This window comes from Ruegeria profundi (assembly GCF_049800715.1).
In the GTDB taxonomy this organism is placed as follows: domain Bacteria; phylum Pseudomonadota; class Alphaproteobacteria; order Rhodobacterales; family Rhodobacteraceae; genus Ruegeria; species Ruegeria profundi_A.
In genome coordinates, this window is sequence record NZ_JBNAFO010000001.1 from 287,699 (window position 1) to 311,800 (window position 24,102).

Annotated in this window: 20 protein-coding genes and 3 tRNA genes; 10 read left to right on the forward strand and 13 right to left on the reverse strand. The window is 59.7% G+C overall.

Going from position 1 to position 24,102, the window contains the following annotated elements:
• Positions 1-194 precede the first annotated feature (194 nt).
• The gene (locus ACP15L_RS01445) at positions 195-1,088 is read left to right on the forward strand and encodes an autotransporter outer membrane beta-barrel domain-containing protein (protein WP_425082858.1); all 894 of its coding nucleotides are present in this window, start codon (positions 195-197) and stop codon (positions 1,086-1,088) included.
• Positions 1,089-1,096: 8 nt separating this feature from the next.
• On the opposite strand, the gene ACP15L_RS01450 is transcribed toward ACP15L_RS01445, so the two are convergent.
• The gene (locus ACP15L_RS01450) at positions 1,097-2,164 is read right to left on the reverse strand and encodes a PA0069 family radical SAM protein (RefSeq protein WP_425082859.1); all 1,068 of its coding nucleotides are present in this window, start codon (positions 2,162-2,164) and stop codon (positions 1,097-1,099) included.
• A gap of 255 nt (positions 2,165-2,419) precedes the next feature.
• Between ACP15L_RS01450 and ACP15L_RS01455 the strand changes: the two genes are divergently transcribed.
• Both ACP15L_RS01455 and ACP15L_RS01460 read left to right on the forward strand, forming a co-directional pair.
• A complete protein-coding gene (locus tag ACP15L_RS01455; protein ID WP_170373819.1) occupies positions 2,420-3,118 on the forward strand; it encodes a corrinoid protein in 699 nt (232 codons plus the stop codon).
• A 109-nt stretch (positions 3,119-3,227) separates the two neighbouring features.
• Complete coding sequence (locus ACP15L_RS01460; protein WP_425082860.1) at positions 3,228-3,887, forward strand: DUF1638 domain-containing protein; 660 nt, start codon at positions 3,228-3,230, stop codon at positions 3,885-3,887.
• A gap of 2 nt (positions 3,888-3,889) precedes the next feature.
• On the opposite strand, the gene ACP15L_RS01465 is transcribed toward ACP15L_RS01460, so the two are convergent.
• Positions 3,890-4,300: a SufE family protein gene (locus ACP15L_RS01465; protein ID WP_170526724.1), complete on the reverse strand. Its 411-nt coding sequence runs from the start codon at positions 4,298-4,300 to the stop codon at positions 3,890-3,892.
• Positions 4,301-4,438: 138 nt separating this feature from the next.
• Here ACP15L_RS01465 and ACP15L_RS01470 point away from each other — a divergent pair, with 138 nt between their 5' ends.
• Entirely contained in the window at positions 4,439-4,966 is a 528-nt protein-coding gene (locus ACP15L_RS01470) for a hypothetical protein (RefSeq protein ID WP_170373821.1), read from the forward strand.
• Between the two features lie 4 nt (positions 4,967-4,970).
• On the opposite strand, the gene rnd is transcribed toward ACP15L_RS01470, so the two are convergent.
• The 3 genes from rnd to purM all read right to left on the reverse strand — a co-directional run bounded on the left by rnd (position 4,971) and on the right by purM (position 7,877).
• Positions 4,971-6,128 (reverse strand): ribonuclease D, encoded by a 1,158-nt coding sequence (rnd, locus tag ACP15L_RS01475; protein ID WP_425082861.1) that lies wholly within the window; start codon positions 6,126-6,128, stop codon positions 4,971-4,973.
• A gap of 109 nt (positions 6,129-6,237) precedes the next feature.
• Positions 6,238-6,834 carry a phosphoribosylglycinamide formyltransferase gene (gene purN, locus ACP15L_RS01480; protein WP_425082862.1) on the reverse strand — a complete coding sequence of 199 codons (597 nt, stop codon included), beginning with the start codon at positions 6,832-6,834 and terminating at the stop codon, positions 6,238-6,240.
• On the reverse strand, positions 6,831-7,877 hold the full coding sequence (gene purM, locus ACP15L_RS01485; RefSeq protein WP_425082863.1) for a phosphoribosylformylglycinamidine cyclo-ligase: 1,047 nt from the start codon (positions 7,875-7,877) through the stop codon (positions 6,831-6,833). The genes purN and purM overlap by 4 nt, the downstream gene beginning before the upstream one ends.
• A 107-nt stretch (positions 7,878-7,984) precedes the next feature.
• On the opposite strand from purM, the gene ACP15L_RS01490 reads away from it, so the two are divergent.
• A tRNA-Ile gene (locus tag ACP15L_RS01490) sits at positions 7,985-8,061 on the forward strand.
• Between the two features lie 32 nt (positions 8,062-8,093).
• On the opposite strand, the gene ACP15L_RS01495 is transcribed toward ACP15L_RS01490, so the two are convergent.
• Complete coding sequence (locus ACP15L_RS01495) at positions 8,094-9,413, reverse strand: ATP-binding protein (RefSeq protein WP_425082864.1); 1,320 nt, start codon at positions 9,411-9,413, stop codon at positions 8,094-8,096.
• 44 nt (positions 9,414-9,457) lie between these two features.
• Here ACP15L_RS01495 and ACP15L_RS01500 point away from each other — a divergent pair, with 44 nt between their 5' ends.
• The 3 genes from ACP15L_RS01500 to ACP15L_RS01510 all read left to right on the forward strand — a co-directional run bounded on the left by ACP15L_RS01500 (position 9,458) and on the right by ACP15L_RS01510 (position 10,730).
• On the forward strand, positions 9,458-10,372 hold the full coding sequence (locus ACP15L_RS01500) for an MBL fold metallo-hydrolase (protein WP_425082865.1): 915 nt from the start codon (positions 9,458-9,460) through the stop codon (positions 10,370-10,372).
• Between the two features lie 75 nt (positions 10,373-10,447).
• Positions 10,448-10,522, forward strand: a tRNA-Asn gene (locus ACP15L_RS01505).
• A gap of 133 nt (positions 10,523-10,655) precedes the next feature.
• Positions 10,656-10,730 (forward strand) — tRNA-Asn (locus ACP15L_RS01510).
• An 11-nt stretch (positions 10,731-10,741) separates the two neighbouring features.
• Here ACP15L_RS01510 and ACP15L_RS01515 read toward each other — a convergent pair.
• From ACP15L_RS01515 to zwf, 4 genes are all read right to left on the reverse strand, one after another.
• A complete protein-coding gene (locus ACP15L_RS01515; RefSeq protein WP_425082866.1) occupies positions 10,742-12,361 on the reverse strand; it encodes a long-chain-fatty-acid--CoA ligase in 1,620 nt (539 codons plus the stop codon).
• Between the two features lie 185 nt (positions 12,362-12,546).
• Complete coding sequence (gene pgi / locus ACP15L_RS01520) at positions 12,547-14,154, reverse strand: glucose-6-phosphate isomerase (protein ID WP_425082867.1); 1,608 nt, start codon at positions 14,152-14,154, stop codon at positions 12,547-12,549.
• Between the two features lie 3 nt (positions 14,155-14,157).
• Positions 14,158-14,829, reverse strand: a complete 672-nt coding sequence (gene pgl / locus ACP15L_RS01525; protein WP_170659654.1) for a 6-phosphogluconolactonase — start codon at positions 14,827-14,829, stop codon at positions 14,158-14,160.
• Positions 14,826-16,280 carry a glucose-6-phosphate dehydrogenase gene (zwf, locus tag ACP15L_RS01530; protein ID WP_425082868.1) on the reverse strand — a complete coding sequence of 485 codons (1,455 nt, stop codon included), beginning with the start codon at positions 16,278-16,280 and terminating at the stop codon, positions 14,826-14,828. The genes pgl and zwf overlap by 4 nt, the downstream gene beginning before the upstream one ends.
• 190 nt (positions 16,281-16,470) lie before the next feature.
• On the opposite strand from zwf, the gene ACP15L_RS01535 reads away from it, so the two are divergent.
• Positions 16,471-18,039 (forward strand): caspase family protein, encoded by a 1,569-nt coding sequence (locus ACP15L_RS01535; RefSeq protein WP_425082869.1) that lies wholly within the window; start codon positions 16,471-16,473, stop codon positions 18,037-18,039.
• Positions 18,040-18,043: 4 nt separating this feature from the next.
• Here the strand turns inward: ACP15L_RS01535 and ACP15L_RS01540 are convergent, their stop codons facing one another.
• Entirely contained in the window at positions 18,044-18,313 is a 270-nt protein-coding gene (locus tag ACP15L_RS01540) for an usg protein (RefSeq protein WP_425082870.1), read from the reverse strand.
• Positions 18,314-18,536: 223 nt separating this feature from the next.
• Between ACP15L_RS01540 and gyrA the strand changes: the two genes are divergently transcribed.
• Positions 18,537-21,245 carry a DNA gyrase subunit A gene (gyrA, locus tag ACP15L_RS01545; protein ID WP_425083201.1) on the forward strand — a complete coding sequence of 903 codons (2,709 nt, stop codon included), beginning with the start codon at positions 18,537-18,539 and terminating at the stop codon, positions 21,243-21,245.
• 29 nt (positions 21,246-21,274) lie between these two features.
• On the opposite strand, the gene ACP15L_RS01550 is transcribed toward gyrA, so the two are convergent.
• Together ACP15L_RS01550 and ACP15L_RS01555 are read right to left on the reverse strand one after the other, a co-directional pair.
• Complete coding sequence (locus ACP15L_RS01550) at positions 21,275-22,543, reverse strand: DsbA family protein (RefSeq protein WP_425082871.1); 1,269 nt, start codon at positions 22,541-22,543, stop codon at positions 21,275-21,277.
• An 87-nt stretch (positions 22,544-22,630) separates the two neighbouring features.
• Positions 22,631-24,100, reverse strand: coding sequence for a carboxypeptidase M32 (locus tag ACP15L_RS01555; protein WP_425082872.1), 1,470 nt, complete (start codon positions 24,098-24,100; stop codon positions 22,631-22,633).
• Between the last annotated feature and the right edge of the window lie 2 nt (positions 24,101-24,102).

A 24,102-nucleotide genomic window follows, 5' to 3' on the forward strand; every position in this document is an offset into this window, starting at 1 on the left:
TTCTCCGGGGCCTTTTTTTTTGATCCTGAGTTGTTGTAGCGCTGCGTCACTTGCCCCGGCGGTTTTTGCGCCTGCTTCTCTCAGCCTAAGACCATGGATATGGTCTCGTGAAATTGTAGAAACCCTGTGTTGCGATGGTATGTCGGTTCCTTCAAATAGCCTTTCTGGCGTTTTTTGCGTTTCCGGCGTCTGGTTTGGCGCAAGGGATTCTTGAGGACATTTTCAAACAGATCCAGCGCGAAAACGCGGCGGGTTCTCTGGCTATTTTGGGCCTTGCTGGCATCCCTGATGACTCGGCCAGTGCGATCTCCCTGCAATCAAACACGGGAAATCGAGAGTATGATTTCAAATCTGCGCAATTGGGCGGGGGCTTTCGACTGAGCGAAGGCGTGCCCATCTACCTCGAAGGCTATTTCGGCTATGCGCGCTATGACCCGGTCCTGTTCTTTTCTGGCTCCGGCGAAACCACCACGTTGCCACTCAAATGGACAAGCGCCGCTGTAACAGGCGGTATCGGCTACCAGTTCGACTTGGGAGAACGCTGGAAACTGACGCCCATGGCGCATATCTCGATCGGACGCACCCAATCTGACACGTCAGTCGCCGCCCAAGTGATAGCAGAGCGGCTTGGCATAGAAGCTGATTTCCTCGAAAGCGGCGGTCTCTGGGCCGGAGGTGCGGGCGGTTCCCTGACGCTGGACTACGCACGCCCTCTGACCAATGACCGAGAGTTCGAGATGAGCCTTCGCTACACGCATATCGAATACTGGCCTATTGGTGACGACGAAGACCTCCTCGTGCAATCGACGGCTGCAAATGCAGTGCTTTGGTCACGGTACCGGTTTCCGACAGGCGGTCGGATGTTTGGCCGACCGGTGCGTTGGGTCGGAGATCTGTCTATCTCTTACCTGGTCGGGGATCAGTCGATTGTTCTGGGCACAGATTGGCTGGCCCGCGTCGGCGGCGGGATTGAGGTTGATCTCTCCGACACCTGGGTTCCATGGGTAAGCACAACCCGGATCATGGTTCGTTACTATGGCAGCGACACGGTCAACGGGTTCACAGCCGGGATCGGTATCAGTTTCTGACGCGCGGCCTAAAACAGGCTCATCTGATCGCCCGGCTGCGCAGGTTTTGCGAAAAGATCGCGACGCAGGTCTTCGGACTTCACCTTCAGGCCCAAACGTTTGACGGCCACCTTGAAGCGTTTTGTGATCAATTCGGCATACTCACCTTCTCCCCGCATCCGGTGACCCCAGCGCGGGTCATAGTCGCGACCTCCATGCATCTCGCGCAGCCGTGCCATGACCTTTTCCGCCCGCGCGGGTTCATGTTCGGCCAGCCAGTCCTGCCACAGCGCCGACACCTCTCGTGGCAGACGCAGCATGATCCAGCTCGCGGTGTCAGCGCCGGCCTCATGCCCGGCCTCCAGCAGGGTCTCCAGCTCGTGATCCGTCAACCCGGGCACAACGGGCGAGGTCATCACCCGCACCGGCACCCCTGCCCCGGTGAGACGTCGGATGACCTCTAACCGCCGTTTGGGAGACGGGGCGCGCGGCTCCATCCGGCGAGAGAGGCCAGCGTCCAAGGTTGTTAGGGATATCCCGACCCGAACTAGACGCTGCGCGGCCATGGGGGCAAGAATATCCAGATCCCTCTCGATCAGGGTCCCTTTGGTCACGATCGCTATGGGGTGGTTGAAATCCCTCAGAACCTCAAGACAGGCCCGCGTGATCCCGCGTTCTTTTTCAACGGGTTGATAAGGGTCGGTGTTGGTGCCCAAGGCAATCGGCTCGACCTTGTAGGACCGCGCGGACAATTCCTTTCGCAGCACTTCGGCCGCATTGCCGCGAGCGGTTAAACGCGTCTCGAAATCCAGCCCCGCAGACAGCCCCAGATAGGCATGACTGGGCCGCGCAAAGCAATAGACGCAGCCATGTTCGCACCCCCGATACGGGTTTATCGAGCGGTCGAACGGCAGGTCTGGCGAGCGATTATAGGTGATCACACTGCGCGCCACCTCGTCCCGGACCTCGGTCCTCAGAAGCGGTTGGTCTTCTTCGATGTCCCAACCGTCATCCGTCTGGACCGTGGCTAGTTTTTCAAAGCGACCCGCGTCGTTGGACGCGGTCCCCCGAGCGCGGATATTGGTTTGAGGTTGCATTTGTTCACCTTACGTTCTCACCCTATAGGTAAGCGAATACTGAACGCGAGGCAACCACCCTCTGTTTTTGCTAACCTGAGCCAGACACAGGATGATCATGCATATTATTCTGTCGCCCAATGCCGATTTTTGACATAAACGTCGGTCCCGAAACCGCCGAGGTCGCAATCGTCACAGTAAATATGCGACGTTTTGGCCAAAACGAAAAAAATGCCACCCCGGACCAAGGGTCCGCACAGCTCAGGAAAACACCCCATGTCCGACGAAGAAGACATCATCCTGTCCGAACTGAACGACGAAGAGCTTGTTGAACAGATGTTCGACGATCTCTACGACGGCCTGAAAGAAGAGATCGAAGAAGGCACCAACATCCTTCTCGAGCGCGGCTGGACCCCCTACGACATCCTGACCAAAGCTCTGGTCGGCGGCATGACCGTGGTTGGCCACGACTTCCGCGACGGCATCCTGTTTGTGCCCGAGGTTCTGCTGGCCGCCAACGCCATGAAAGGCGGTATGGCGATCCTGAAACCTCTGCTGGCCGAAACCGGCGCGCCCCGCGTTGGCAAGATGGTCATCGGTACCGTGAAGGGCGACATCCACGACATCGGCAAGAACCTTGTTTCGATGATGATGGAAGGCGCTGGCTTCGAAGTTGTGGACATCGGCATCAACAACCCGGTCGAGAACTACCTGGAAGCGCTGGAAAACGAACAGCCCGACATCCTGGGCATGTCGGCCCTGCTGACCACCACCATGCCTTACATGAAGGTCGTGATCGACACGCTGGTAGAGCAAGGCGTTCGCGATGACTACATCGTTCTGGTCGGCGGCGCACCGCTGAACGAAGAGTTTGGCAAAGCCATCGGTGCTGACGCATATTGCCGTGACGCGGCTGTGGCGGTTGAGACCGCCAAGGACTTCGTCTCGCGCAAGCACAACCAGCTGGCGGGATAAGAACTCCGTTTTTAGTTCTGAAAGGGCCGCTCGATTTCGGGCGGCCTTTTTGTTTCAAGCCGCGTTTTCGGGCAAAATCACCCGGACCAGCCAGCCAGAGGAATCCGGAATGTCGCAGAACCAGCATCCCGATGACGCCCGTCTAACGACCGATGGATATGACGAAACCGGCAAGGGTCGTATCTTGTTGCTGGCCTGCGGGGCCTTGGCGCGCGAGATTCTGGACCTCAAGACCCGCAACGGCTGGGACCATATGGACCTGACCTGCCTGCCCGCGATCCTTCATGTCCGCCCCGAAAAGATCACTCAGGCCGTAGAGGACGCGATTGCCAAGCATCGTGAGCGCTACGATCAGGTCTTCGTCGTCTACGCGGATTGCGGCACCGGCGGCCTTCTACAACAGGCGTGCGATCGGCTGGGTGTCGAGATGGTCAAAGGCCCGCATTGCTATTCGTTCTTCGAAGGGAATGAGGCCTTTGCCGCAAAGGGTGAGGACGAGACAACCGCATTCTACCTGACCGATTTTCTGGCCCGGCAGTTCGATGCATTCGTCTGGAAACCGCTGGGGCTGGATCGTCATCCTCAGCTACGAGACATGTATTTCGGGAACTACACCAAACTGGTCTATCAGGCCCAAACAGATGATCCCGCGCTGACGGCACGCGCACAGGAATGTGCTGAGCGTATGGGTCTGGATTTTGAGCGCCGCTTGACCGGCTATGGCGATCTGGAAACCACGTTGACCGATTGGGCGACTAGAACGCGCTGACGCTACGCTTTTTCCTGCGCGACTTCGCGGATGCGTTCGATCATCGCCCTCAGACCGTTCGACCGCTGAGCGGACAAGTGGTCATTCAGGCCCAGCCGCGCCAACTCTCCGCCGGCGTCGACCTTGATCACCTCAGAAACCGGCAAGTCGTTGTAAAGAAGACGTAAAACCGCAATCAGACCACGAACGATCAGCGCATCGCTATCCCCATCGAAACGAAACACGCCGCCATCGATCATAGGGTGCAGCCACACCTGGCTGGCGCAACCGTCCACTTTGGTGGCTGGAACTTTGAGCGCATCGTCCAGCGGCTCCATCGCTTTGCCCTGCTCGATCACATGGCGATAGCGGTCCTCCCAATCTTCAAGGAACTCGAAGTCTTCGACAATTTCTTCAAAGGCGGGCGTTGCCATGGCGCGGCGGTCCTTCTGTTTCATTCACAATTGTGACCTATGCCGACGATAGCCACCTGTCCAGCCCTCGCCGTGGCTTTTCAAGGCAAGGAAATTGCGCTAACCCATTGCGTGAATGACTGTTAAAGCCGTGGGTCCATGCAAAAATCACTGTCTCTTCTTATCATCGCCGCGTTGACCCTGTCTGCCTGCAATAGCTGGCGCAATTCACGGGCGAACCCGTCGAACTGGTTCGGATCCAGCCAGCCCGCCCCGGTCGAAACCGCCCCGGTAGACGAGGCCTATGCCCTGGTGCCAAGACAAAGCGATGGCATCGGCTTGTTTGATCGCCCCGTAGAAGAAGACACCAGCGTTCCAATTGCAAAAATCGACGAGCTGCGGATCGACGCGACGCCTACCGGAGCGATCGTCTATTCCTCGGGCACGGCGCAACGCCAGGGCGCGTTCAACGCCCGTCTGGTGCCCGTGAATTCGGAAGAAAACCAGAAGAACGGCGTGATGGAGTTCACCTTCCTGGTCAATTACCCCAAGGCGCAAACGGCTCAAGGCACTGAGCGTTCGCGAATGGTTTCCGACGCCATCAACGTCTCCCGGCAAGAGCTTGAAGGCATTCGCCTGGTCCGCGTGGTTGGGCAGCAAAACGCCCTGGAATCACGCCGCCGCTAAACGATCAGAGGGGCACGACCTTCACGTTTTGCCCCTTTGCGGCCAGTGCGATCTTGCCTTCGCACAGCTTCAGAGCATCCTCACCGAACACCTCGAACCTCCAACCGGTCATAGAGGGAAGGCCGCGCTCGCCCGCTGCGATCTGGTCCAGTTCGGCGCTGGTGGCGATCAGCTTTGCTGCCACGCCCGAGCTTTCGGTTTTCGATTTCAGCAACACCCGCAACAGATCAGCCAGCGCTGGGTTCACCTTCAGTTTGTCGCGGCTCGTGTCGACCTTGGGCAGCTGTTCGGGCGGACAGTTCACACCCTTTTTGACGGCCGCCAGAATGCCTTCCGCAATCGCCCCCTTGCGCGCTTCTCGCAGCAATAGGCGCGAGCCGCCAAGGTCCGATGGCGTTTTGGGTTTGGTCGAGGCCAGTTCGATCAGCGCGTCATCCTTGAACACGCGGTTGCGCGGGATGTTGTTGTCCTGCGCATGGGATTCGCGGAACTGTGCCAGCTCCCGCACAACCGCCAGAAACTTGGCCGAATTCGTCCGCGTTTTAACACGCTTCCACGCATCCTCGGGCCGGATGTCATAGGTGCCAGGCTGGGTTAGTATGCGCAGCTCCTCGGACACCCAATGGCTGCGCTTGGTTTTCTCAAGCTCAGCCGCGAGATGTTCGTAGATCTTGCGCAGGTGGGTCACATCGGCCAGCGCATAGGTCTTTTGCGCATCTGTCAAAGGACGCCGCGACCAGTCGGTAAAGCGCGAGGTTTTATCCACCCCCTGCTTGCAGATCTTGCGCACCAGCGTCTCGTATCCCACCTGTTCACCAAAGCCACAGACCATCGCAGCAACCTGAGTGTCAAACAGCGGGGTTGGGAAGACATGCGCATCGACCCAGAAGATCTCAAGGTCCTGACGTGCGGCGTGGAACACCTTGACCACGCACTCATTCCGGAACAGCTCATAGAGCGGCTCAAGCGAGATACCATCGGCTAGCGGGTCGACCAGAACGGCACTGTCTTCATCCTCGGAGGGGACGGCCAATTGCACCAGACACAGTTTTGAATAGTAGGTCCGCTCGCGCAGAAATTCGGTATCTACAGTGACATAGGGAAAAGCAGCAGCAGCCGAGCAGAAATCAGCCAGCTCTTGCGTCGTTGTCAGAGTTTTCATGCGCCGTACTATTCTTGTTCTTTGTGTGACTGCCCGTTTTTCTAACGTCCCGAGCGTTATCGGCGACCATAGGACGAATTTCCGCCGGGTGTAAATCACCCAAGGGTGATCAGGGCAGCATAAGAATCGACCTGTTGCCTTCCGCATACCGCCGCAGCACCGACGGGTAGAGCTGATGCTCAAAAACCAGCACTTTGGCGGCCAGGCTGTCGGGGGTGTCCTCGGGTGCAATGGCGACCCGCGCCTGCCCCAGAATTGGGCCATCATCCAGCGCCGCGGTGACCTCATGCACGGTGCAGCCATGTTCAGCATCACCCGCTTCGATCGCGCGGGCATAGGTGTGCAGGCCCTTGTATTTTGGCAGCAGCGAGGGGTGAATGTTCAGCAGCCGCCCCTGAAAGCGCGATACGAAATCGCCAGTCAAAACCCGCATGAACCCGGCCAGACAGACGATATCAGGTTGCGCGGCCTCAAGCGGTTTCAGCAGTTCCGCCTCAAACGCCGCCCGATCCCCTTTGAAGGGGCGGTGATCGACCACGGCAGTTTCAATGCCGCGTTCCCGCGCCTTTGCCAGACCACCGGCCTGCGCGTCGTTGGACAGAACCAGACATGGGCGCGCAGGGTGGTCTCCGGTCATGCTGTCGACCAGAGAGACCATGTTTGACCCACCGCCGGAAATCAGGATCGCGACGCGCTTGTGGCTCACAGCAGTTTGCCCGAATAGGCCACGCCAGCCGCGTCAGTCACAGTGCCGATGCGCGACACGGTCTCACCCGCCTCAGCCAGCAAAGCCGTCAGCGCGTCGGCCTGATCTTCGGCGCAGACCACGATCATGCCGATGCCGCAGTTGAACGTCTTCAACATCTCAGCTTCGGCAATCCCGCCAGTTTCGGCCATCCAATCGAAGACGGGCGGCAGATCCCATGCGTCCAGATTGATCTGAGCGCCCAGCCTTTCGGGCAGAACACGCGGCAGGTTTTCGGTCAGACCACCGCCGGTGATATGGGCCAGCGCATGCACACCCCCGGCGCGGATCGCGGCCAGTGCAGGCTTCACATAAAGCCGCGTCGGCGTCAGCAGCGACTCGCCCAACGTGCCGTCGCTAAAGGGCGAGTCGGCCTCCCAGCCCAGCCCGGAAATCTCGACCAGTTTGCGCACCAGAGAGTAGCCATTGGAATGCACCCCGTTGGAGGCCAATCCCAACAGAACGTCGCCCGCCGCTACGCCGTCGGGCAGATCGGCACCACGCTCCATCGCGCCGACCGAGAACCCGGCCAGATCGAAATCACCATCGGGATACATGCCCGGCATCTCGGCGGTTTCACCACCGATCAGAGCACAACCAGACTGAGCGCAGCCTTCGGCAATCCCTTCAATGATCCGCGCGGCGGTATCGGTGTCCAGCTTGCCAGTGGCGAAATAATCGAGAAAGAACAATGGCTCAGCGCCCTGGCAGATCAGGTCGTTGACGCACATGGCCACAAGATCAATGCCAACGCCATCCACAACACCAGTGTCAATCGCGATCCGCAGCTTGGTGCCGACACCGTCGGTGGCCCCCACCAAAATGGGATCTTCATAGCCAGCGGCCTTGAGGTCAAACAGCGCGCCGAACCCGCCCAGACCGCTCATGACACCAGGGCGATTGGTGCGTTTGGCGGCAGGCTTGATGCGGTCGACCAGAGCGTTGCCTGCATCAATATCCACACCCGCGTCGGCGTAGGTGATTCCGTTCTTGCCCGCTGTCATGGCCTATCCCTCATGAATTGTTTGCGGGCGGGTTAGTCGATTGTGCGCTTTGATGCAACGGTCAGGCTTGACGCGGGCGATCACCGTGGTACTCAAAGCGCTCAGGCGGGCCTGTAGCTCAATTGGTTAGAGCAGAGCGCTCATAACGCTTTGGTTGCGGGTTCAAGTCCTGCCGGGCCTACCAAAATCCGCTATTTTCATAAGAACGCCGCGCCTCTAGCGCCCGAAGATGATGTCGGCACACAGCCCGCCCAGTCGCTCGCTTTTACCAAGGCGCAAAACGCCGCCATGGGCACGGGCGATGTCGGCTACTATGGCAAGGCCCAGACCAACACCGCTGCCTTGGTTCTGATTACGTGCAGGGTCCAGGCGGGAAAAGGGCTTAACGGCCTCGGTCCGCTGTTCCGGCGGGATGCCCGGTCCATCATCCTCGACCCGGATACGCAGGGATTTGGGTGTAAGCGTCAGGCTGACATCCGCCTTGCTGCCATAGCGCACGGCGTTGCCGATCAGGTTCTCAACCGCCCGGCGCATGGCCGATGGCCGCAACATCACGGTCCCCTGCCCTTCGACTGCTACCAGTTCCGCTTGATGGCCTGCCCGTTTTGCGTCGCTGACGATCTGCGTCAGCAAAGCTTCGGGATCGACCTCTTCGGGCGCGCCTTCTGCGGCACCGCGTGAAAAGTCGAGGAACGCATCCAGAAGCGATTGCATCTCGGTTACGTCCTGCTGCAACGGCGCAGCCTCTTCTTCTGGCAACATAGACAGACCCAGTTTCAGTCGTGTCAGCGGGGTACGCAGGTCATGGCTGACCCCGGACAACATCAACGTTCGCTGCTCCATCTGCCGCTCGATCCTCGCCCGCATGTCGAGAAAAGCGTTTCCCGCGGCCCGAACCTCGACCGCGCCGCCGGGGGAATACGGCACAACCCGTCCGCGACCAAAAGCCTGTGCAGCATCTGCAAGCCGCGTAATGGGCCGGAGCTGGTTGCGCATGTATAGAAACGAAATCGAGGTCATGATGATGGCAAAGAAAACCATCGTCACAATCAACTGATGCGGCGCTGCAGGGGACAGACGCCGTCGATCAAAGGTCAGCTGCAACAGACCTAGATGAGTGGGCATATACAGGCGCGCCTCTTGCCCGCTCGGCAGGGCAACCGCCGCAAGGTCGGGCAATTCCGCCCTAAGATCTGCCTCAACCTGTGGCGCAATAAAGTCGTACCATCTGCGCCGGCCGATCTCCGGCATCTCATCCGCATCGAGGAACTGCATCTTCATCGACAGAGCGCTCAGATCAGGACGCACAGCGGCCAACGCCTGTTGCCGGGTCTCAGATTCAGCCATGGTCTGAGTGATCAGTCGGACTTCCCGCGCAGCGGCTTGCGTCATTTGCGCGGTCACGTCCTCCAGGTGCTTTTGCAGGAACGCAATGCCCACCACCAGCAGCAAGGCCACCACCGGCAGTACGAGAATCAGCGCAGCCCGGACATACAGGCCGCGTGGCATATAGGGTTTGAGCCATTGCGTGGACATGCGCTAAACCTAGCGGGCTGCCCAGACAAGAGAAAGAGGACAGAATGCAGGCACCTGACGAATTCAACCCGCCAGCTGGCGTGGCGCAGGAGTTGCATCCGGGTTTGCGGCGCATTCTGGCTCCGAATCCTTCGCCGATGACGTATCGGGGCACGAACACCTATCTTCTGGGCACCCGATATCTGGCAGTGATCGACCCCGGACCGCTGAGCAACGCGCATCTGGAGGCGATTCTGGACGCGTTGTCCCCCGATCAGAGAATCAGCCATATCCTCGTGACCCACACCCATCTGGATCATTCGCCTCTGGCTGCCCCGCTCGCCGCCCGCACGAGTGCCCCTATTCTGGCCTTTGGAGGCCCCGAAGCCGGGCGCAGTGCGGTCATGTCCGACCTCGCCCAAAGTGGCATGGTGCAAGGCGGCGAAGGCATCGACACCGCATTCCGGCCGGATATCGAGCTGGCGGACGGAGAACGCATCACGGGTGACGACTGGCAGCTCGAGGTCATCCACACCCCCGGTCATCTGGGCAATCACATCGCGCTGGCTTGGGGCGATATCTGCTTTACGGCAGATCACGTGATGGGTTGGGCCAGCTCGCTCGTCTCTCCCCCTGACGGAGACCTCACCGACTTCATGGCGGCCTGTCATCGACTGCAACAGCGCGACTGGTCCGTCTTTCACGCGGGTCACGGCGCGCCGATCGAAAACCCTGCTGAGCGGTTGGAGTGGTTGATTCAGCATAGGCTAGGACGAGAAGCGCAGATCCTGGCGGCGCTGGCAGATCGGCAAGGCTCGGCCCGTCAATTGGCCGAGCGTATCTACACCGACACCCCGAAAGCCCTGCTGCCCGCAGCCGAGCGTAACGTCCTGGCGCATTTGATTGATTTGGCGGGAAAATCCAAAGTCACCTACAATGGCCCGCTTGCTTCAGATGCGGTTTTCCGGCGACTTTCGTGAGCGCGTGAAAAAATTCAGATTTCTCGCGCTTCCCCACTGGACGTCAAAAATCGGGGTTGTTATACGCCCCTCAGTTCCGGCGTAGCTCAGCGGTAGAGCAGTTGACTGTTAATCAATTGGTCGTAGGTTCGATCCCTACCGCCGGAGCCAATCTTCTCAGCAAAATCTGGTGAAATTGGTCATGGTCCAGACGGGCCAGAACTGCGCTTTGCTGATCGGCAGAAAAAACTTTTCATCCCCCACTGGACGCCGTGAAAACAGCTTGCTATACGGCGCGAACCGTTCCGGCGTAGCTCAGCGGTAGAGCAGTTGACTGTTAATCAATTGGTCGTAGGTTCGATCCCTACCGCCGGAGCCAATTCCCCCAGATCACCCCGTCAATGCGTCGGCAAACTGCGTGCGCAAGGTCCGTTTCAGCACCTTTCCCGTGGCGTTCAACGGCAGAGCGTCGATGAACACAACCTTGTCCGGCACCTGCCATTTGGCGATCTTGCCATCGAAGAAGGATAGTAACTCTTCCTCTGAAGGCTCCTCTCCCTCGGCCTTCACGGCGACCAGAATCGGGCGCTCATCCCATTTGGGGTGCGCCACACCAACCACGGCGGCTGTTGCGAGTTTTGGATGGGCAACTGCGATGTTTTCCAACTCGACCGAGCTGATCCATTCGCCGCCTGATTTGATGATGTCCTTCGACCGGTCGCGGATCGTCATGTAGCCGTCGGCATCTAGTGTTGCGACGTCCCCGGTGGCGAACCAGCCGTCCTGCAGAAGCGCCTCGTCCTGCATCTGGAAGTAGCTGTCCAGCACCCACGGGCCGCGTACCATCAGGTCGCCCTGGGTTTCGCCGTCATGGGGCAAGTCATTGCCGTCGTCATCCACGATCTTCAGCTCAACCCCATAGGGAGGCCGCCCCTGGCTTTCGCGTAGACGGTGTTGCTCTTCAATAGGCAGGTCGCGATGTTTGGCAATCGGGACATTGGTTGAGCCCAGCGGGCTCATTTCACTCATGCCCCAGGCGTGGACGGTATCGACGTCGTAGACCTCGCGGAAGGTCTCGATCATCGAGGGTGGGCAAGCGGCGCCTCCGATCACGGTGCGCTCAAGACTGGCGAGTTTGCTGTCGGATTGCGCGGCATGGGCCAAAAGGCCCTGCCAGATCGTGGGAACGCCCATCGCGACCGTCACGCCATAAGTGTCAATCAGGTTGACGAGTGCCTCACCATGCAGTCCCGGCCCCGGCAGAACCATACGCGAGCCGGACATGGCACAGGCATAGGGCGACCCCCAGGCATTTACATGGAACATCGGCACCACGGGCATCACGACATCCATCGCCGAATAGCCAATGACGTCTCGCGCGTTCGAGGCAAAGCCATGCAATACGGTCGAGCGATGCGAGTACAGCACCCCCTTGGGATGGCCCGTTGTGCCCGAGGTGTAGCACAGGCCGGAGGCCGTGTTTTCATCCAAGTCCGGCCATGCGAAATCGGCATCACCCGTCTCGATCAACTCATCATAGAATTGCAACCCGTCGATCTGCGCCGCCGCTTCGTCATCACGGGGGCCCATCAGCACAAAGTGATGAACCTCGCCTAACCCTTCTTGCAACGCTGCGACCAGAGGGATGAAGGTAGCGTCGAAAAACAGAACGCGATCCTGGGCGTGGTTGATGATGTAGGTCAGCTGTTCGGGGAAGAGGCGTGGATTGATCGTGTGACACACGAAACCAGCACCTGAGGTCGCATAGTAGATCTCAAGGTGGCGGCGGTTATTCCAGGCCAGGGTGCCGATGCGGTCTTGTGGTTCCAGCCCAAGCTTGGTCAATGCCGATCCCAACCGGCGCGCATTGCGCGCCACTTCGGACCAATTGGTCTGCGTTACGGTGCCGTTTGTTTCGACCGACACGATTTCCGTCTGACCGTGGTAGCGCTCGGCGTGATCAATCAGTGACGAGATCAGCAAGGGCTGCGTCATCATCTGTCCCAGCATGGGCATCCTCCCTTTTTTTGTTCAGGCCACACTGTCGGCAGCCATTCCGTACTTTGAGTGATACGCAGGCCTGCGGCCGAGCGATCAATCATGACGGTTCATTGGGAAGAACCCTGCCAAGCAATTATATGTCTGACAATAAAAAGATTGCGGCCCGAGGCTGCCTCGGGCCGCATTTCACCACGTCAATTGCGGTGGCGCAGGGCATAGGCGACCAAGGCCGCAGTCGAGCCATCTTTTTCGTCCGCGCTTTCTTCTCCGTCCACGATCGGCCCGAGTGAGGTCGCAAGTTCTTTGCCCAATTCGACGCCCCATTGATCGAAAGAATTGATGCCCAGAAGGACGCCTTCCACGAACACCCGATGCTCATAGAGCGCTATGATCTGACCCAACACAAAGGGCGTCAGTTTGGGATAGATCAACGTGGTCGAAGGCCGGTTGCCCGGAAACACCCGGTGCCGCGCCTGACGATCCAGTTCATCGCCCGTCAAGCCCTTGGCCGCCATACGGGCGCTGGCTTCGTCAAAAGTCCTGCCGCGCATCAAGGCCTCGGACTGGGCGAGGCAATTGGCCAGAAGCAGGCGGTGATGATGGGCCAGTTCAGGCTCATGCCCCTCGGCAGCGACCATGAATTCGCAGGGGATCACGTCGGTGCCCTGATGGATCAGCTGGTAGAAAGCGTGCTGGCCGTTAGTGCCCGGTTCACCCCAGACAACAGGCCCCGATGGCACCGACAACGCGCTGCCATCCATTGCGACCGATTTGCCGTTCGATTCCATCTCAAGCTGCTGGAAATAGGCCGGCAATCGCAGCAGCCTTTGGTCATAGGGCAACACCGCTCGGCTAGCATGGCCCAGCACCTGGCGATGCCAGATCCCAACCAAGGCCAGCATCACCGGAACGTTCTCGGCCCAGTCGGCCGAGCGGAAGTGCAGGTCCATCGCCTGTCCACCCCGCAGGAAAGCATCGAATGCATTCGAGCCGATCGCGATCATCACCGGCAAACCGACAGGTCCCCAGACAGAGTACCGCCCACCGACCCAATCGGCGAAGCCAAACACGCGGTCCTCGGGGATCCCGAAGGCCTGCGTTTTGTCCAACGCGCTTGAGACGGCGGCGAACTGCTTGGAGGGGTCTCCTCCGCCCTCGCTCATCCAGGCCCGCGCGGTGCGGGCGTTGGTCATGGTTTCAATCGTCGTGAAGGTTTTCGAGGCCACGATCACCAGTGTCCGGGTCGGGTCCAACTGGCGCAACGTATCCGCGATATGCGCGCCATCGACGTTCGAGACATAGTGCAAACGCGGCCCATCATGGTAAGGCGACAGCGCATGGGTCGCCATCACCGGCCCGAGATCCGAGCCTCCGATGCCGATATTCACCACATCGGTAAAGCTGCCCCCTGCCCCGGCAGCGGTTCCGCCACGCACCTCTTCGGCGAAAACACTCATCCGCTGCAAGGTGTCCAAAACGTCCGGCATGACATCCTGACCATCGACCTGAACCGCGCCGCCGTCCAGATTGCGCAATGCTGTATGCAACACCGCGCGATCTTCGGTCTCGTTGATCTTCTGGCCGGAGAACATCGCCTCGCGGCTCGCGGCCAGATTGGCTTGGTCACACAATTGGGTCAGCGCATCCCGGATCTCGCCGTCGATCTGCGTTTTTGAGTAGTCGAACAGCATATCTCCGGTTGAGGCGGAGAAATCCTGTGCCCGATCTGCGTCCGCTTCGAACAGGTCGAGAATGCGCGCCTGCTGCGATGCTGCCAGTGCTTTCAATCTATCCAGCTGCATGGCTCACTCCGCCCAATGAACGGTCATGCCGCCCAACACAGCCGCAATTGGGGCCTCTTCGGGGGGTAGAGACATAGCCTTCTCCAGCGCTTCCCGCTTCTCGGCGCCGAAGATGATCAGATGTTTCGACAACGCCCCATCCAAAACCGGAGCCGTCAGGGTGATGCGCGGTTCCGGTTGCACATCCGTCCGCGCCACGGCCAGTGTCGGCGCATTGCTGTCCAGCGCCTCAGCCAACCCCTGCATTCCCGGAAACAGCGAGGCGGTGTGCATATCGCCTCCCATTCCCAACACCAGTACCGACAAAGGCAGCACTGGTGCGATCAATGACTCGATCTCAGGCAGTGCGTCCTCAGGAGCGGCCCCCGGGACGTAGAGAGGTACATATTGCGCAACCGAGGCGCGGTTGGTCAGAAGACGCTCCCGGATCAGACGCTCGTTCGAGCGATCACTGTCCGCAGGCACACAGCGTTCGTCGGTCGGCAGCACGCGTATCCGCGCCCAGTCCAGATCTGCGGCACAGAGGACATCGAAAACCGGCCCCGGAGTCGTTCCGCCCGGCACCGCAAGGGCCACTGTGTCATCATGCAACAACGCGGCCTCCAATTCTCCGGCCAATGCGTTGGCCACGTCGATCGCCAACATGTCGCGGTCGGCATATTCCTGAATATTCATGGCTTGATTCCTTGCCAGTGGCGACCGTCTCGTTTCATCAGCAGCTCGGCGTCGCCCGGCCCTGTGCTGCCACTGTCATAGGGTTTGGGGACATCACCCCGCGCCTGCCATCCGGCGATGATCGGATCGGTCCAGGCCCAGGCGGCCTCAACCTCATCACCACGCATGAACAGGGTCTGGTTGCCCCGGATCACGTCCATGATCAGCCGTTCATATGCGTCAGGCGGATCCTGATTTTCCGGACCGAGTGCCTCGGCAAAGCTCATGTCGAGCGGGACGTCAATCAGACGCATTCCACCCTGCCCCGGTTCCTTGATCGTCACCTTCAAGGTGATCCCCTCATTCGGTTGCAACCGGATCGACAGAGCGTTGGCGTGTCGCCCTGCGGCCTCGCCAAAAATCGAATGCGGTGCGTCCTTGAATTGCACGTTGATCACCGAGGAGCGCGCCACCAGCTGCTTGCCGGTGCGCAGGTAGAACGGCGTCCCGGCCCATCGCCAGTTGCTGATATGCGCCTTCAAGGCCACGTAACTTTCCGTGGTCGAGCGGGGATTGCCGACAACCTCGCGATAGCCTGACCCATCGGCCTCTGCGGCGAACTGCCCACGTACAATGTGGTGCGGCTCAACCGGATCGAGCGCACGGATCACCTTAAGCTTTTCGTCCCGCACCGCATCCGGATCGAATTTGGCGGGCGGCTCCATCGCGATAAGACACAGCAGTTGCATCAGGTGGTTCTGCACCATGTCGCGCATGGCTCCGGCACGCTCGTAATAGTCCTCGCGCCCTTTGACGCCGACCGTTTCGGCCACGGTGATCTGGATGTGATCGACGTATTGGCTGTTCCAGAGCGGCTCGAACAACATGTTGCCAAACCGCACGGCCATCAGGTTCTGGACGGTTTCTTTCCCCAGATAGTGGTCGATCCGATAGATCTGTCCTTCGTCAAAATGCGCCGCCAGCGTCGCGTTCAAATCCCGCGCGCTGTCCAGATCGTGGCCAAAGGGTTTCTCCACCACGATCCGAGTGTCCTCGGTCGCAAGCGCATGCGCGCGGATACGTTCGGCCAGAGGGGCAAACAGGCTGGGACCGACCGAGAAATAGAACGCCCGCACCCGGTCCGGGGTCAGTTTGCCTGCAAGCTCATCCCACCCACCGGTTGAGAGCGCATCCAGCCGGACGTAATCTAGGCGCTGCAGGAAACCTTGCAGATTCTCAACCTCACTAGACCGTCTGGGCGCATAGCTCCGCAACGACTCGGCCACGAGGGTCCGGAACGCATCCGTCGAAAGCTCACTGCGTGCCGCCGCAATGATGCGTGCGCTTTCGGGCCATTGCCCCGCGCAGAATCTGCGAAACAAAGCGGGTAGGATCTTGCGCTGCGCAAGATCTCCGGTGCCGCCGAAAATGACCAGATCGAAAGGATCGACGGGAATGACGCGTGAAACCATGAGTTGTCCTTAACCTGCCCCTAAGGTCATGTCCAATGTTAGCGCAATCATCAGCACTTCTTTTTTCCGTCGCATGACCTGAAAACCGCCTCTTATGCGATGGGTTAAGCCAAAGTAATCCAAATCACTGAGGGACGCGGCGGTTTTCCGATATAGATGTAACAGGATCATTCCAATTTGGGTTGTTGAGATGAACAAGTTTCTGTTTTTTCTGTTTGCATGTTTCGCCGCCCCGCTTTGGGCGCAAGAGCGTTTGGCGCTGGTGATCGGCAATGATCAGTACAACTCGGTCGTTGATTTGAAGAAAGCCGTCGCCGACGCCGAGGCTGTTTCCGACAAGCTGGAAAATCTGGGCTTTGAAACTATCCAAGGTCTCAACCTCGACCGGCGCGGCATGAACCAGAAAATCGCCGACTTTACGGCTCGGCTTGAGGCTGGCGATACCGCTTTTGTGTTCTTTGCCGGTCACGGCGTTGAGATCGACGGAGAGAATTATCTGCTGCCCACCGATATTGTCGCGCCCTCGTCCGGCGAGACCGATTTCGTGAAGTCCGAATCCATCGCCCTGTCGAACCTACTGGACCGCGTCCGCGCCACCGGTGCGCGCACTTCCATCGCGATCATAGACGCCTGCCGCGACAATCCGTTTGAAACCGTTTCCGGGCGCAGCGTAGGGCGCACCCGCGGCCTCGGTCGCATCAACGCGCCTGAGGGTATGTTCGTGATCTTCTCAGCCGGGGCTGGCCAGATGGCGCTGGACCGCCTGAGCGATGATGAACCAGCCCAGAACTCGGTCTTCACCCGCGCATTGCTGCCACGACTGTCAGAACCGGGTCTTGAGCTGCGCAGCATGGTCTCAGACCTGCGGCGCGAGGTGCGCGATCTGTCCCGCACCGTTCAGCATACGCAGATCCCGGCCTACTATGATGAGCTTTTGGGTGAGTTCTATTTCACCCCAGCTGTCGCAACAGCCCCCCGGAACGCACCAACGCCCCCGACGGATGACATGCGCGCGGATCTAGAGCTTGCCCGCTCGGTCGGGACGGTGACCGCGCTGGACGCCTTTCTTGAGAAGTATGAGGAACAGTCCGAGAACTACTCCTACGAGGTAGCTCTGCAATTGCGCGACAGCCTTGCCTCGGTTGAGCTACCAATCGAGACAGAGCGCACTCCGGCCCCCGAAGCCCCAGACACCCCCGTCATATCAGATTCGCGCGAAGTGATGCGCGCCACGCAATCGGCTTTGAACGCGCTGGGCTGCAGTGCCGGAGGCGCAGACGGTGTCGCCGGTCCTCGCACCCGTCAGGCCTTTGCGCGCTACCGCGAGGCGAGCGCGTCGCAATTGGGGGCGGATGATTTGGGAACTCAGCACGCGCTGGAGGAGTTGCAGGGCAAAAGCGGCACGATCTGCAAGGTCGTCGCTGCACCGTCCCCCACACCGGCCCCTGCACCGTCTGTGTCCACGAGCCTTTCTATGGATGGCACCTGGCAGTTCAAGGCCACCTGCGCGGTGGTCGTCAAAGTGACCGGAACAGTGCGCTACTCTCATGCCGGAGGCAATAAATACACCGGAAGCCTCACCGACTCGTTGGGCCAAAAAGCCAACACGGTGATCTACGTGAATGACCAACAGATCAGCGGCACCGATTATTTCCCTGGCATCACGGTTCAATGGCGCGGCCGTCTGGCTGAAGATGGCAACAGCTTTACCAGCTCGGGCTCAACCGGGTGTTCGGTCTACGCGTGGCGCGCGGGGTAAGGCGTCAGTTCACGCGGAACTCACCCACCATATTGCGCCACTCCCCCGGCGCGATCATCTTGCGATGGGTGAACTTGACCGAGTGCAAAGGCCCCTCAATCTCTCGCTGCCAAAAGTCGATGAATTCGAACAGTTTTGGATGATCCGGCGCCAGATCATATTCCTGCCAGATGAACGTGTTCAGGACATGTGTATAGTCGGGCATATGGTAGAAGAATTCCGCCGTCGTCAGACCGTATCCCTTCAGCATCAATTCCGTTTCGCTTTGCTGCATTCAGACCTCCGATTTCATTCAGGGTCTCTCTATGATAGCAGCAAAACCACCTAACAGTTGGATAACAAGATGTTACCCGAGTGTTACTTTGGATTTTCACACGCGGATTCGTTGCTTGCTTGCACCTTATGTGCTGGGTCTGATAGAATAGAACCACAAAATATAGAGTCTGCACAAGAAACGAGCAGTTTACGTGAGCGATACGCCAGAAACACCTGAAAACATGGATGAAACCCCGCCCAAGCGCCCTGTTTATGACGGCCCGACGGTCTCCATCGAATCCGAGATGCGCACGTCCTATCTGGACTATGCCATGTCGGTCATCGTTTCCCGCGCGATCCCCGATCTGCGCGATGGCCTGAAACCCGTGCATCGGCGGATTTTGTACGCCATGCACGAGACCGGTAACACGCATGACAAGGCGTATCGCAAATCGGCCCGTCCGGTCGGCGATGTGATGGGTAAATACCACCCGCATGGCGACAGCGCGATCTATGACGCGCTGGTACGGATGGCGCAGGATTTCTCGATGTCGCTGCCGTTGCTGGACGGTCAGGGCAACTTTGGCTCGATGGACGGCGATAACCCGGCGGCCATGCGTTACACCGAAGTTCGGATGGACAAACCAGCTGCGTCCCTGCTGGCCGATATCGAAAAAGAGACGGTCGATTTTCAGGACAACTATGACGGCAAAGACAAAGAGCCGACCGTCCTGCCCGCCCGTTTCCCGAACATGCTGGTCAATGGCGCAGGCGGTATCGCCGTGGGTATGGCGACGAATATCCCTCCACACAATTTGGGCGAAGTGGTCGACGCCACGCTGGCGCTGATTGACGACCCGGACCTGACGTCCGAGCAGTTGATCGAATACGTCCCCGGTCCCGACTTTCCGACCGGCGGCGTCATGCTCGGCCGCTCCGGTGCGCGCAAAGCCTATTTGGAAGGCCGTGGCAGCGTCATTATCCGCGCCAAGACCAGAGTCGAGGAACTGCGCAAAGATCGCTACGCCATTGTCGTGGATGAGATCCCTTATCAGGTTAACAAAGCCTCGATGATCGAAAAGATCGCCGAAGCAGTACGTGAGAAGCGCATCGAAGGCGTAGCGCATGTTCAGGACGAATCCGACCGCAACGGCGTGCGCGTGGTGGTCGAGCTGAAGCGCGATGCAACGCCCGAGGTGGTGCTGAACCAGCTTTATCGCTTCTCGCCGATGCAGACCTCCTTCGGCTGCAACATGTTGGCCCTGAATGGTGGCCGACCCGAGCAATTGACCCTGCGCCGATTCCTGACATCCTTCATCGACTTCCGCGAGGATGTCGTCGCCCGCCGTACCGCATATGACCTGCGCAAAGCGCGCGAACGCAGCCACATCCTGTGCGGTCTGGCCGTGGCTGTGTCGAACGTGGACGAAGTGGTCGCCACGATCCGGTCTTCGGCAGACGCCGCCGAGGCGCGTGAGAAACTGATGACCCGCCGTTGGCCTGCGGCCGAGATCGAGGGCTATCTGCGCCTGATCGACGATCCTCTGTCCAAGATGAACGATGATGGCACCTATAACCTGACCGAGGTTCAGGCCCGCGCCATCCTCGAACTGCGCCTGCAGCGTCTGACTCAACTGGGCGTCAAAGAGGTCACGGACGAGCTGGAACAACTGGCCGCCAAGATTCAGGAATATCTGGATATTCTGTCCTCGCGTGAGCGTATCATGTCGATCATCGGTGATGAGCTGCGCGACGTGCGCGAACAGTTCGCCGTGCCACGCCGCACCGAGATCGTCGACTGGTCGGGCGACATGGAAGACGAAGACCTGATCGAACGCGAAGACATGGTCGTGACCGTCACCTCGGGCGGCTATATCAAACGCACGCCACTGGCCGATTTCCGGGCACAGAAACGCGGCGGCAAGGGCCTGTCGGGCATGCAGACCAAGGAAGAGGACGTGGTCACCACGCTCTTCGTGGCCAACACCCATACGCAGCTGCTGTTCTTCACCACCGATGGCATGGTCTACAAGCTGAAGACCTGGCGCCTGCCGCAATCCGGGCGTACCGGCAAGGGCAAGGCGATCGTCAACATCCTGCCGATCCCAAACGGAGTCTCAATCGCGGCGATCATGCCGGTCGACGTTCCGGACGAGGAATGGGAAAACCTTCAGGTCGTCTTCGCCACCAGCGCAGGCACCGTGCGGCGCAACCGCCTGTCCGACTTCACCAATGTGAAGCGTAACGGCAAGATCGCTATGAAGTTCGAAGATGAGCACGCCGAAACGAAACTGATCAACGCGCGCATCTGCTCGGAAGAGGATGATGTGATGCTGGTCACCAAATCGGGCCGTGCGATCCGCTTCCCGACGACGGATGTGCGGGTGTTCAACAGCCGCTCCTCGGTCGGTGTGCGCGGTGTGCGCCTCTCCGGCAATGACGAAGTGGTTTCGATGTCCGTCATCCGCCACTTCGATGCGACCTCGGATGAGCGGGCCGCCTATCTCAAGATGCGCCGCCTGATGGCGGGCGTCACCGATGAGGCCGAGGGCGATGAGGATGAAGGGAATGCCGACAGCGTGCTGCCACAGGAACGCTACGCCGAGATGTCGGCCGCCGAGAACCTGATCCTGACCATTACAGCGGGCGGCGCAGGCAAGCTGAGCTCCAGCCATGACTACCCTGTCCGTGGGCGCGGCGGCATGGGCGTTGCCGCAATGGACAAGGCGATGCGCGGCGGCGAACTTGTCGCCTCGTTCCCGGTCGAGATTGATGACCAGATCATGCTGGCCACTTCAAAAGGTCAGTCGATCCGCGTGCCGGTCGATGGCATTTCCTTCCGGTCCCGCAGCGCCGGCGGCGTGCGGGTATTCAACACCGGCAAAGGCGAAGAGGTCGTCAGCGTCGCCTGGATCGCCGATCAGGGCGATGAGGACGAGGCCGAAGAATAATCTTTCGGCTAGAACACATGAAACAGGCGCTAACCGAACCCCGGCAGCGCCTGTTTTGATTCAGTGCCCAATAGATCAGCCACAGCCCAGAGCCGATCCTGACCCCAAATGCTCTGACCGTCGACGTGGAAGCTGGGAACACCCCAAAGGCCAACGTCTTGCAACCTGTTTTGGTTCTGCTCAACCCGCCGAAGCCAAGTCTGTGATTTCAGCTCATCGCGCGCTTTGGCCCAATCCAGACCGGCGGCCCTGACAATATGGGATAGCCCCCTATCACTCGCCGCGTCCGCACCCTCGGACCAGACCGAGCGCATGAAAGCAGAGCAAAACGTGGCCATCCGACCATCGGATTCGGCGTAGTCGAACAACGCATAACCGCGCTCGACCCCCGCGCCCAGAGGGTCGCAGATACGGCCAAACGGGATACCCAACCGCCGTGCCTCACGCGTGCAATCCCGAAGGATGTATCGGGATTTCGCCTTTGGCACCGGCAGGCCGCGCATCAGCATCGGCAGCACCGGGCGCAGGATCAGTTCGGCTTTGTGTTGATCCGCCAAATGCTGAACCCGGTCAAAAGCCAGATAGGAATACGGGCTGCGGAAGGAGAAAAAGAACTCCAGAGTTTTTGGGGTGTCCCCTTGGCGATCAAACACCAGCTCTGGGGGCGGCACCAGAAGGGGGCCGGTGCCCAGCCCGGCATTTTGCAACCTGTCTTCAAGATAGTGCAGTCGGTCCACACCCCCGTACCATTCGCCGCCATAGTAAAACATGCCGCCAAGGTAGTGCCCCATGGTACGCAACTCCTGATCCCCGGCGCGCAGGGAGGCGGTGGGATCACTCTGTTTCCCCGCAGGTAGATCCCTCCCGGCCCATTGAGCAGCGCTGATGGCCTTGAGATGTTGCGAGAAATCCGGATCTCCAAAATGGGCGGCCAGACGAGCGTTGACCTCTGGCGCTACACCATCCGCCTTCGGCGAGTCCAAACCCAGCTTTTGCGCCAAGCGCGACGCGTCCTTTAAGGCGTTCTCACGATGCGCTTTCGGGTCGGGAACCGCCTCGGATGGTGGGCCTGAGATCAAATGCGGGCGTAGCGCAGTGTCATAGCGCGCCTCAAATGCTGGCAAAATCTGCGCGATCAGAGCGCAATACGGGTCTGACGCGTCGTGGAAATAGTGAACTTCGTGCTGCGTGCCACGCGCCCTACGGCCCAGATCATGCAGGCCACGACGCGCGTTTTGTAGACCTCGGCTGGTGATAATTTCGGCCAGCCGTGGTTTTACCAAAGATGTGAAGGGCACAGTCGTCTCCGCCGGGGTCAGATGCCCTACCCTAGCCACTCCCGCGCGGAATACCACGCGGGCACACGGCAACGTGAGTGGTCCGGGTTATAGCCCGTAGAGCGCACCGAATTTCTGCTCAAGATAGCTGAGCAGCGGGTCCGGCCCCGGTTCAACACCGCTTGCACGCTCAATGACCTCACGCGGGGCGTAGAGCCCACCATATTGCTGGACATTCTCACGCAGCCACGTGGTCGCGCCCGAGGTATCACCTTCGGCCAATTGGCCATCCAGCCCCGGCACGGCGCTGCGCAGCGCCTGATAGAGACACCCGGCATAGACGTTGCCCAGCGAGTAGGTCGGGAAATAGCCGAACAGACCCACGGACCAATGCACATCCTGCAAACACCCGTTCGAGGGCTTGTCGACCGCATAGCCGAAATCCGCCTTGAAGCGGTCATTCCACGCAGCCTCGAGGTCCGAGACCTGCAGGTCTCCGGTCATCAAAGCACGCTCCAGATCAAAGCGCAGCATGATGTGCAGGTTGTATTGCACCTCATCCGCCTCGGTTCGGATATAGCCGTTTTGGACGTGGTTCACAGTCGCGTAGAAGGCGTCGGCATCCGCGATCCCGAAATCTCCGAAGGCGTCGCGCATCTGGGTGAACAGCCATCCGGTGAAGGCGCGCGAGCGGCCAAGCTGGTTTTCATAAATCCGGCTTTGGCTTTCATGCACGCCCATCGACACGCCCTGACCCAGAGGCGTCAGCGCGTAATCGGGGTTGATGCCCTGTTCATAGGCGGCGTGGCCGACCTCATGAATAGTTGAGTAGAAGCAGTTGAACGGGTCAGTCGCGCTGGTCCGGGTCGTGATCCGCACGTCCGAGCCGCTGCCCGAGCTAAACGGATGCACCGCCTTGTCGACGCGGCCCCGGTTCAGGTCATAGCCGAAGGCACGCGCCAGTTTTTGCGTCAGGCGCATCTGTTCGGTTTCGTCGAAAGAACCCTCCAGCGCCTTTGGGGCAGGCCGATCCAGAACCGCCGCTCGCAACGCGACCAAGCGGGGACGCATCTGATCGAAGATCTCGGCAATCTGGGCGCCTGTCGTGTAGGGCTCATAATCCTCGACCATGGCGTCATAAACGTCACCGCCCTGCGCCAGTGCGGCCCCTTCCTCGCGTTTCAGCGCAACGACTTCTTCCAGCACTGGCAAGAAGGCCGAGACATCCTCATCCGCGCGCGCCTGCGCCCATTTGCCTTGCGCGGCAGAGGTGACCCGAGCAAGAGCTTTGGCCAGATCGGCGGGGACTTTGATGGTGCGCTCATAGGACCGGCGGATCTCACGCAACTGGGCCTGACCCGAGGCATCATTCGCGTTGGCTTGGTCCAGCCATTCGGCCACGCGCGGGTCGGACTTGCGGGCGTGCAAAACGGCCTCAATCGCGGCCATTTCCTCGGCCCGTTGCGGGGCAGCTCCGCGCGGCATCATGGTCTCCTGATCCCAGCCGAGCCGGCCGGCGATCTGACCAAGCGCCGAGGTTTCACGTTGAAAGGCCATCAGGTCGTCAAAGGCGCTCATCG

Excerpts from the sequence above, each read along its gene's own strand:
- ACP15L_RS01450 (WP_425082859.1), bottom strand. The coding sequence starts at position 2,164 with ATGCAACCTCAAACCAATATCCGCGCTCGGGGGACCGCGTCCAACGAC.
- ACP15L_RS01455 (WP_170373819.1), top strand. The coding sequence starts at position 2,420 with ATGTCCGACGAAGAAGACATCATCCTGTCCGAACTGAACGACGAAGAG.
- ACP15L_RS01460 (WP_425082860.1), top strand. The coding sequence starts at position 3,228 with ATGTCGCAGAACCAGCATCCCGATGACGCCCGTCTAACGACCGATGGA.
- ACP15L_RS01465 (WP_170526724.1), bottom strand. The coding sequence starts at position 4,300 with ATGGCAACGCCCGCCTTTGAAGAAATTGTCGAAGACTTCGAGTTCCTT.
- ACP15L_RS01470 (WP_170373821.1), top strand. The coding sequence starts at position 4,439 with ATGCAAAAATCACTGTCTCTTCTTATCATCGCCGCGTTGACCCTGTCT.
- rnd (WP_425082861.1), bottom strand. The coding sequence starts at position 6,128 with ATGAAAACTCTGACAACGACGCAAGAGCTGGCTGATTTCTGCTCGGCT.
- purM (WP_425082863.1), bottom strand. The coding sequence starts at position 7,877 with ATGACAGCGGGCAAGAACGGAATCACCTACGCCGACGCGGGTGTGGAT.
- ACP15L_RS01495 (WP_425082864.1), bottom strand. The coding sequence starts at position 9,413 with ATGTCCACGCAATGGCTCAAACCCTATATGCCACGCGGCCTGTATGTC.
- ACP15L_RS01500 (WP_425082865.1), top strand. The coding sequence starts at position 9,458 with ATGCAGGCACCTGACGAATTCAACCCGCCAGCTGGCGTGGCGCAGGAG.
- ACP15L_RS01515 (WP_425082866.1), bottom strand. The coding sequence starts at position 12,361 with ATGCTGGGACAGATGATGACGCAGCCCTTGCTGATCTCGTCACTGATT.
- pgi (WP_425082867.1), bottom strand. The coding sequence starts at position 14,154 with ATGCAGCTGGATAGATTGAAAGCACTGGCAGCATCGCAGCAGGCGCGC.
- pgl (WP_170659654.1), bottom strand. The coding sequence starts at position 14,829 with ATGAATATTCAGGAATATGCCGACCGCGACATGTTGGCGATCGACGTG.
- zwf (WP_425082868.1), bottom strand. The coding sequence starts at position 16,280 with ATGGTTTCACGCGTCATTCCCGTCGATCCTTTCGATCTGGTCATTTTC.
- ACP15L_RS01535 (WP_425082869.1), top strand. The coding sequence starts at position 16,471 with ATGAACAAGTTTCTGTTTTTTCTGTTTGCATGTTTCGCCGCCCCGCTT.
- ACP15L_RS01540 (WP_425082870.1), bottom strand. The coding sequence starts at position 18,313 with ATGCAGCAAAGCGAAACGGAATTGATGCTGAAGGGATACGGTCTGACG.
- gyrA (WP_425083201.1), top strand. The coding sequence starts at position 18,537 with ATGGATGAAACCCCGCCCAAGCGCCCTGTTTATGACGGCCCGACGGTC.
- ACP15L_RS01555 (WP_425082872.1), bottom strand. The coding sequence starts at position 24,100 with ATGAGCGCCTTTGACGACCTGATGGCCTTTCAACGTGAAACCTCGGCG.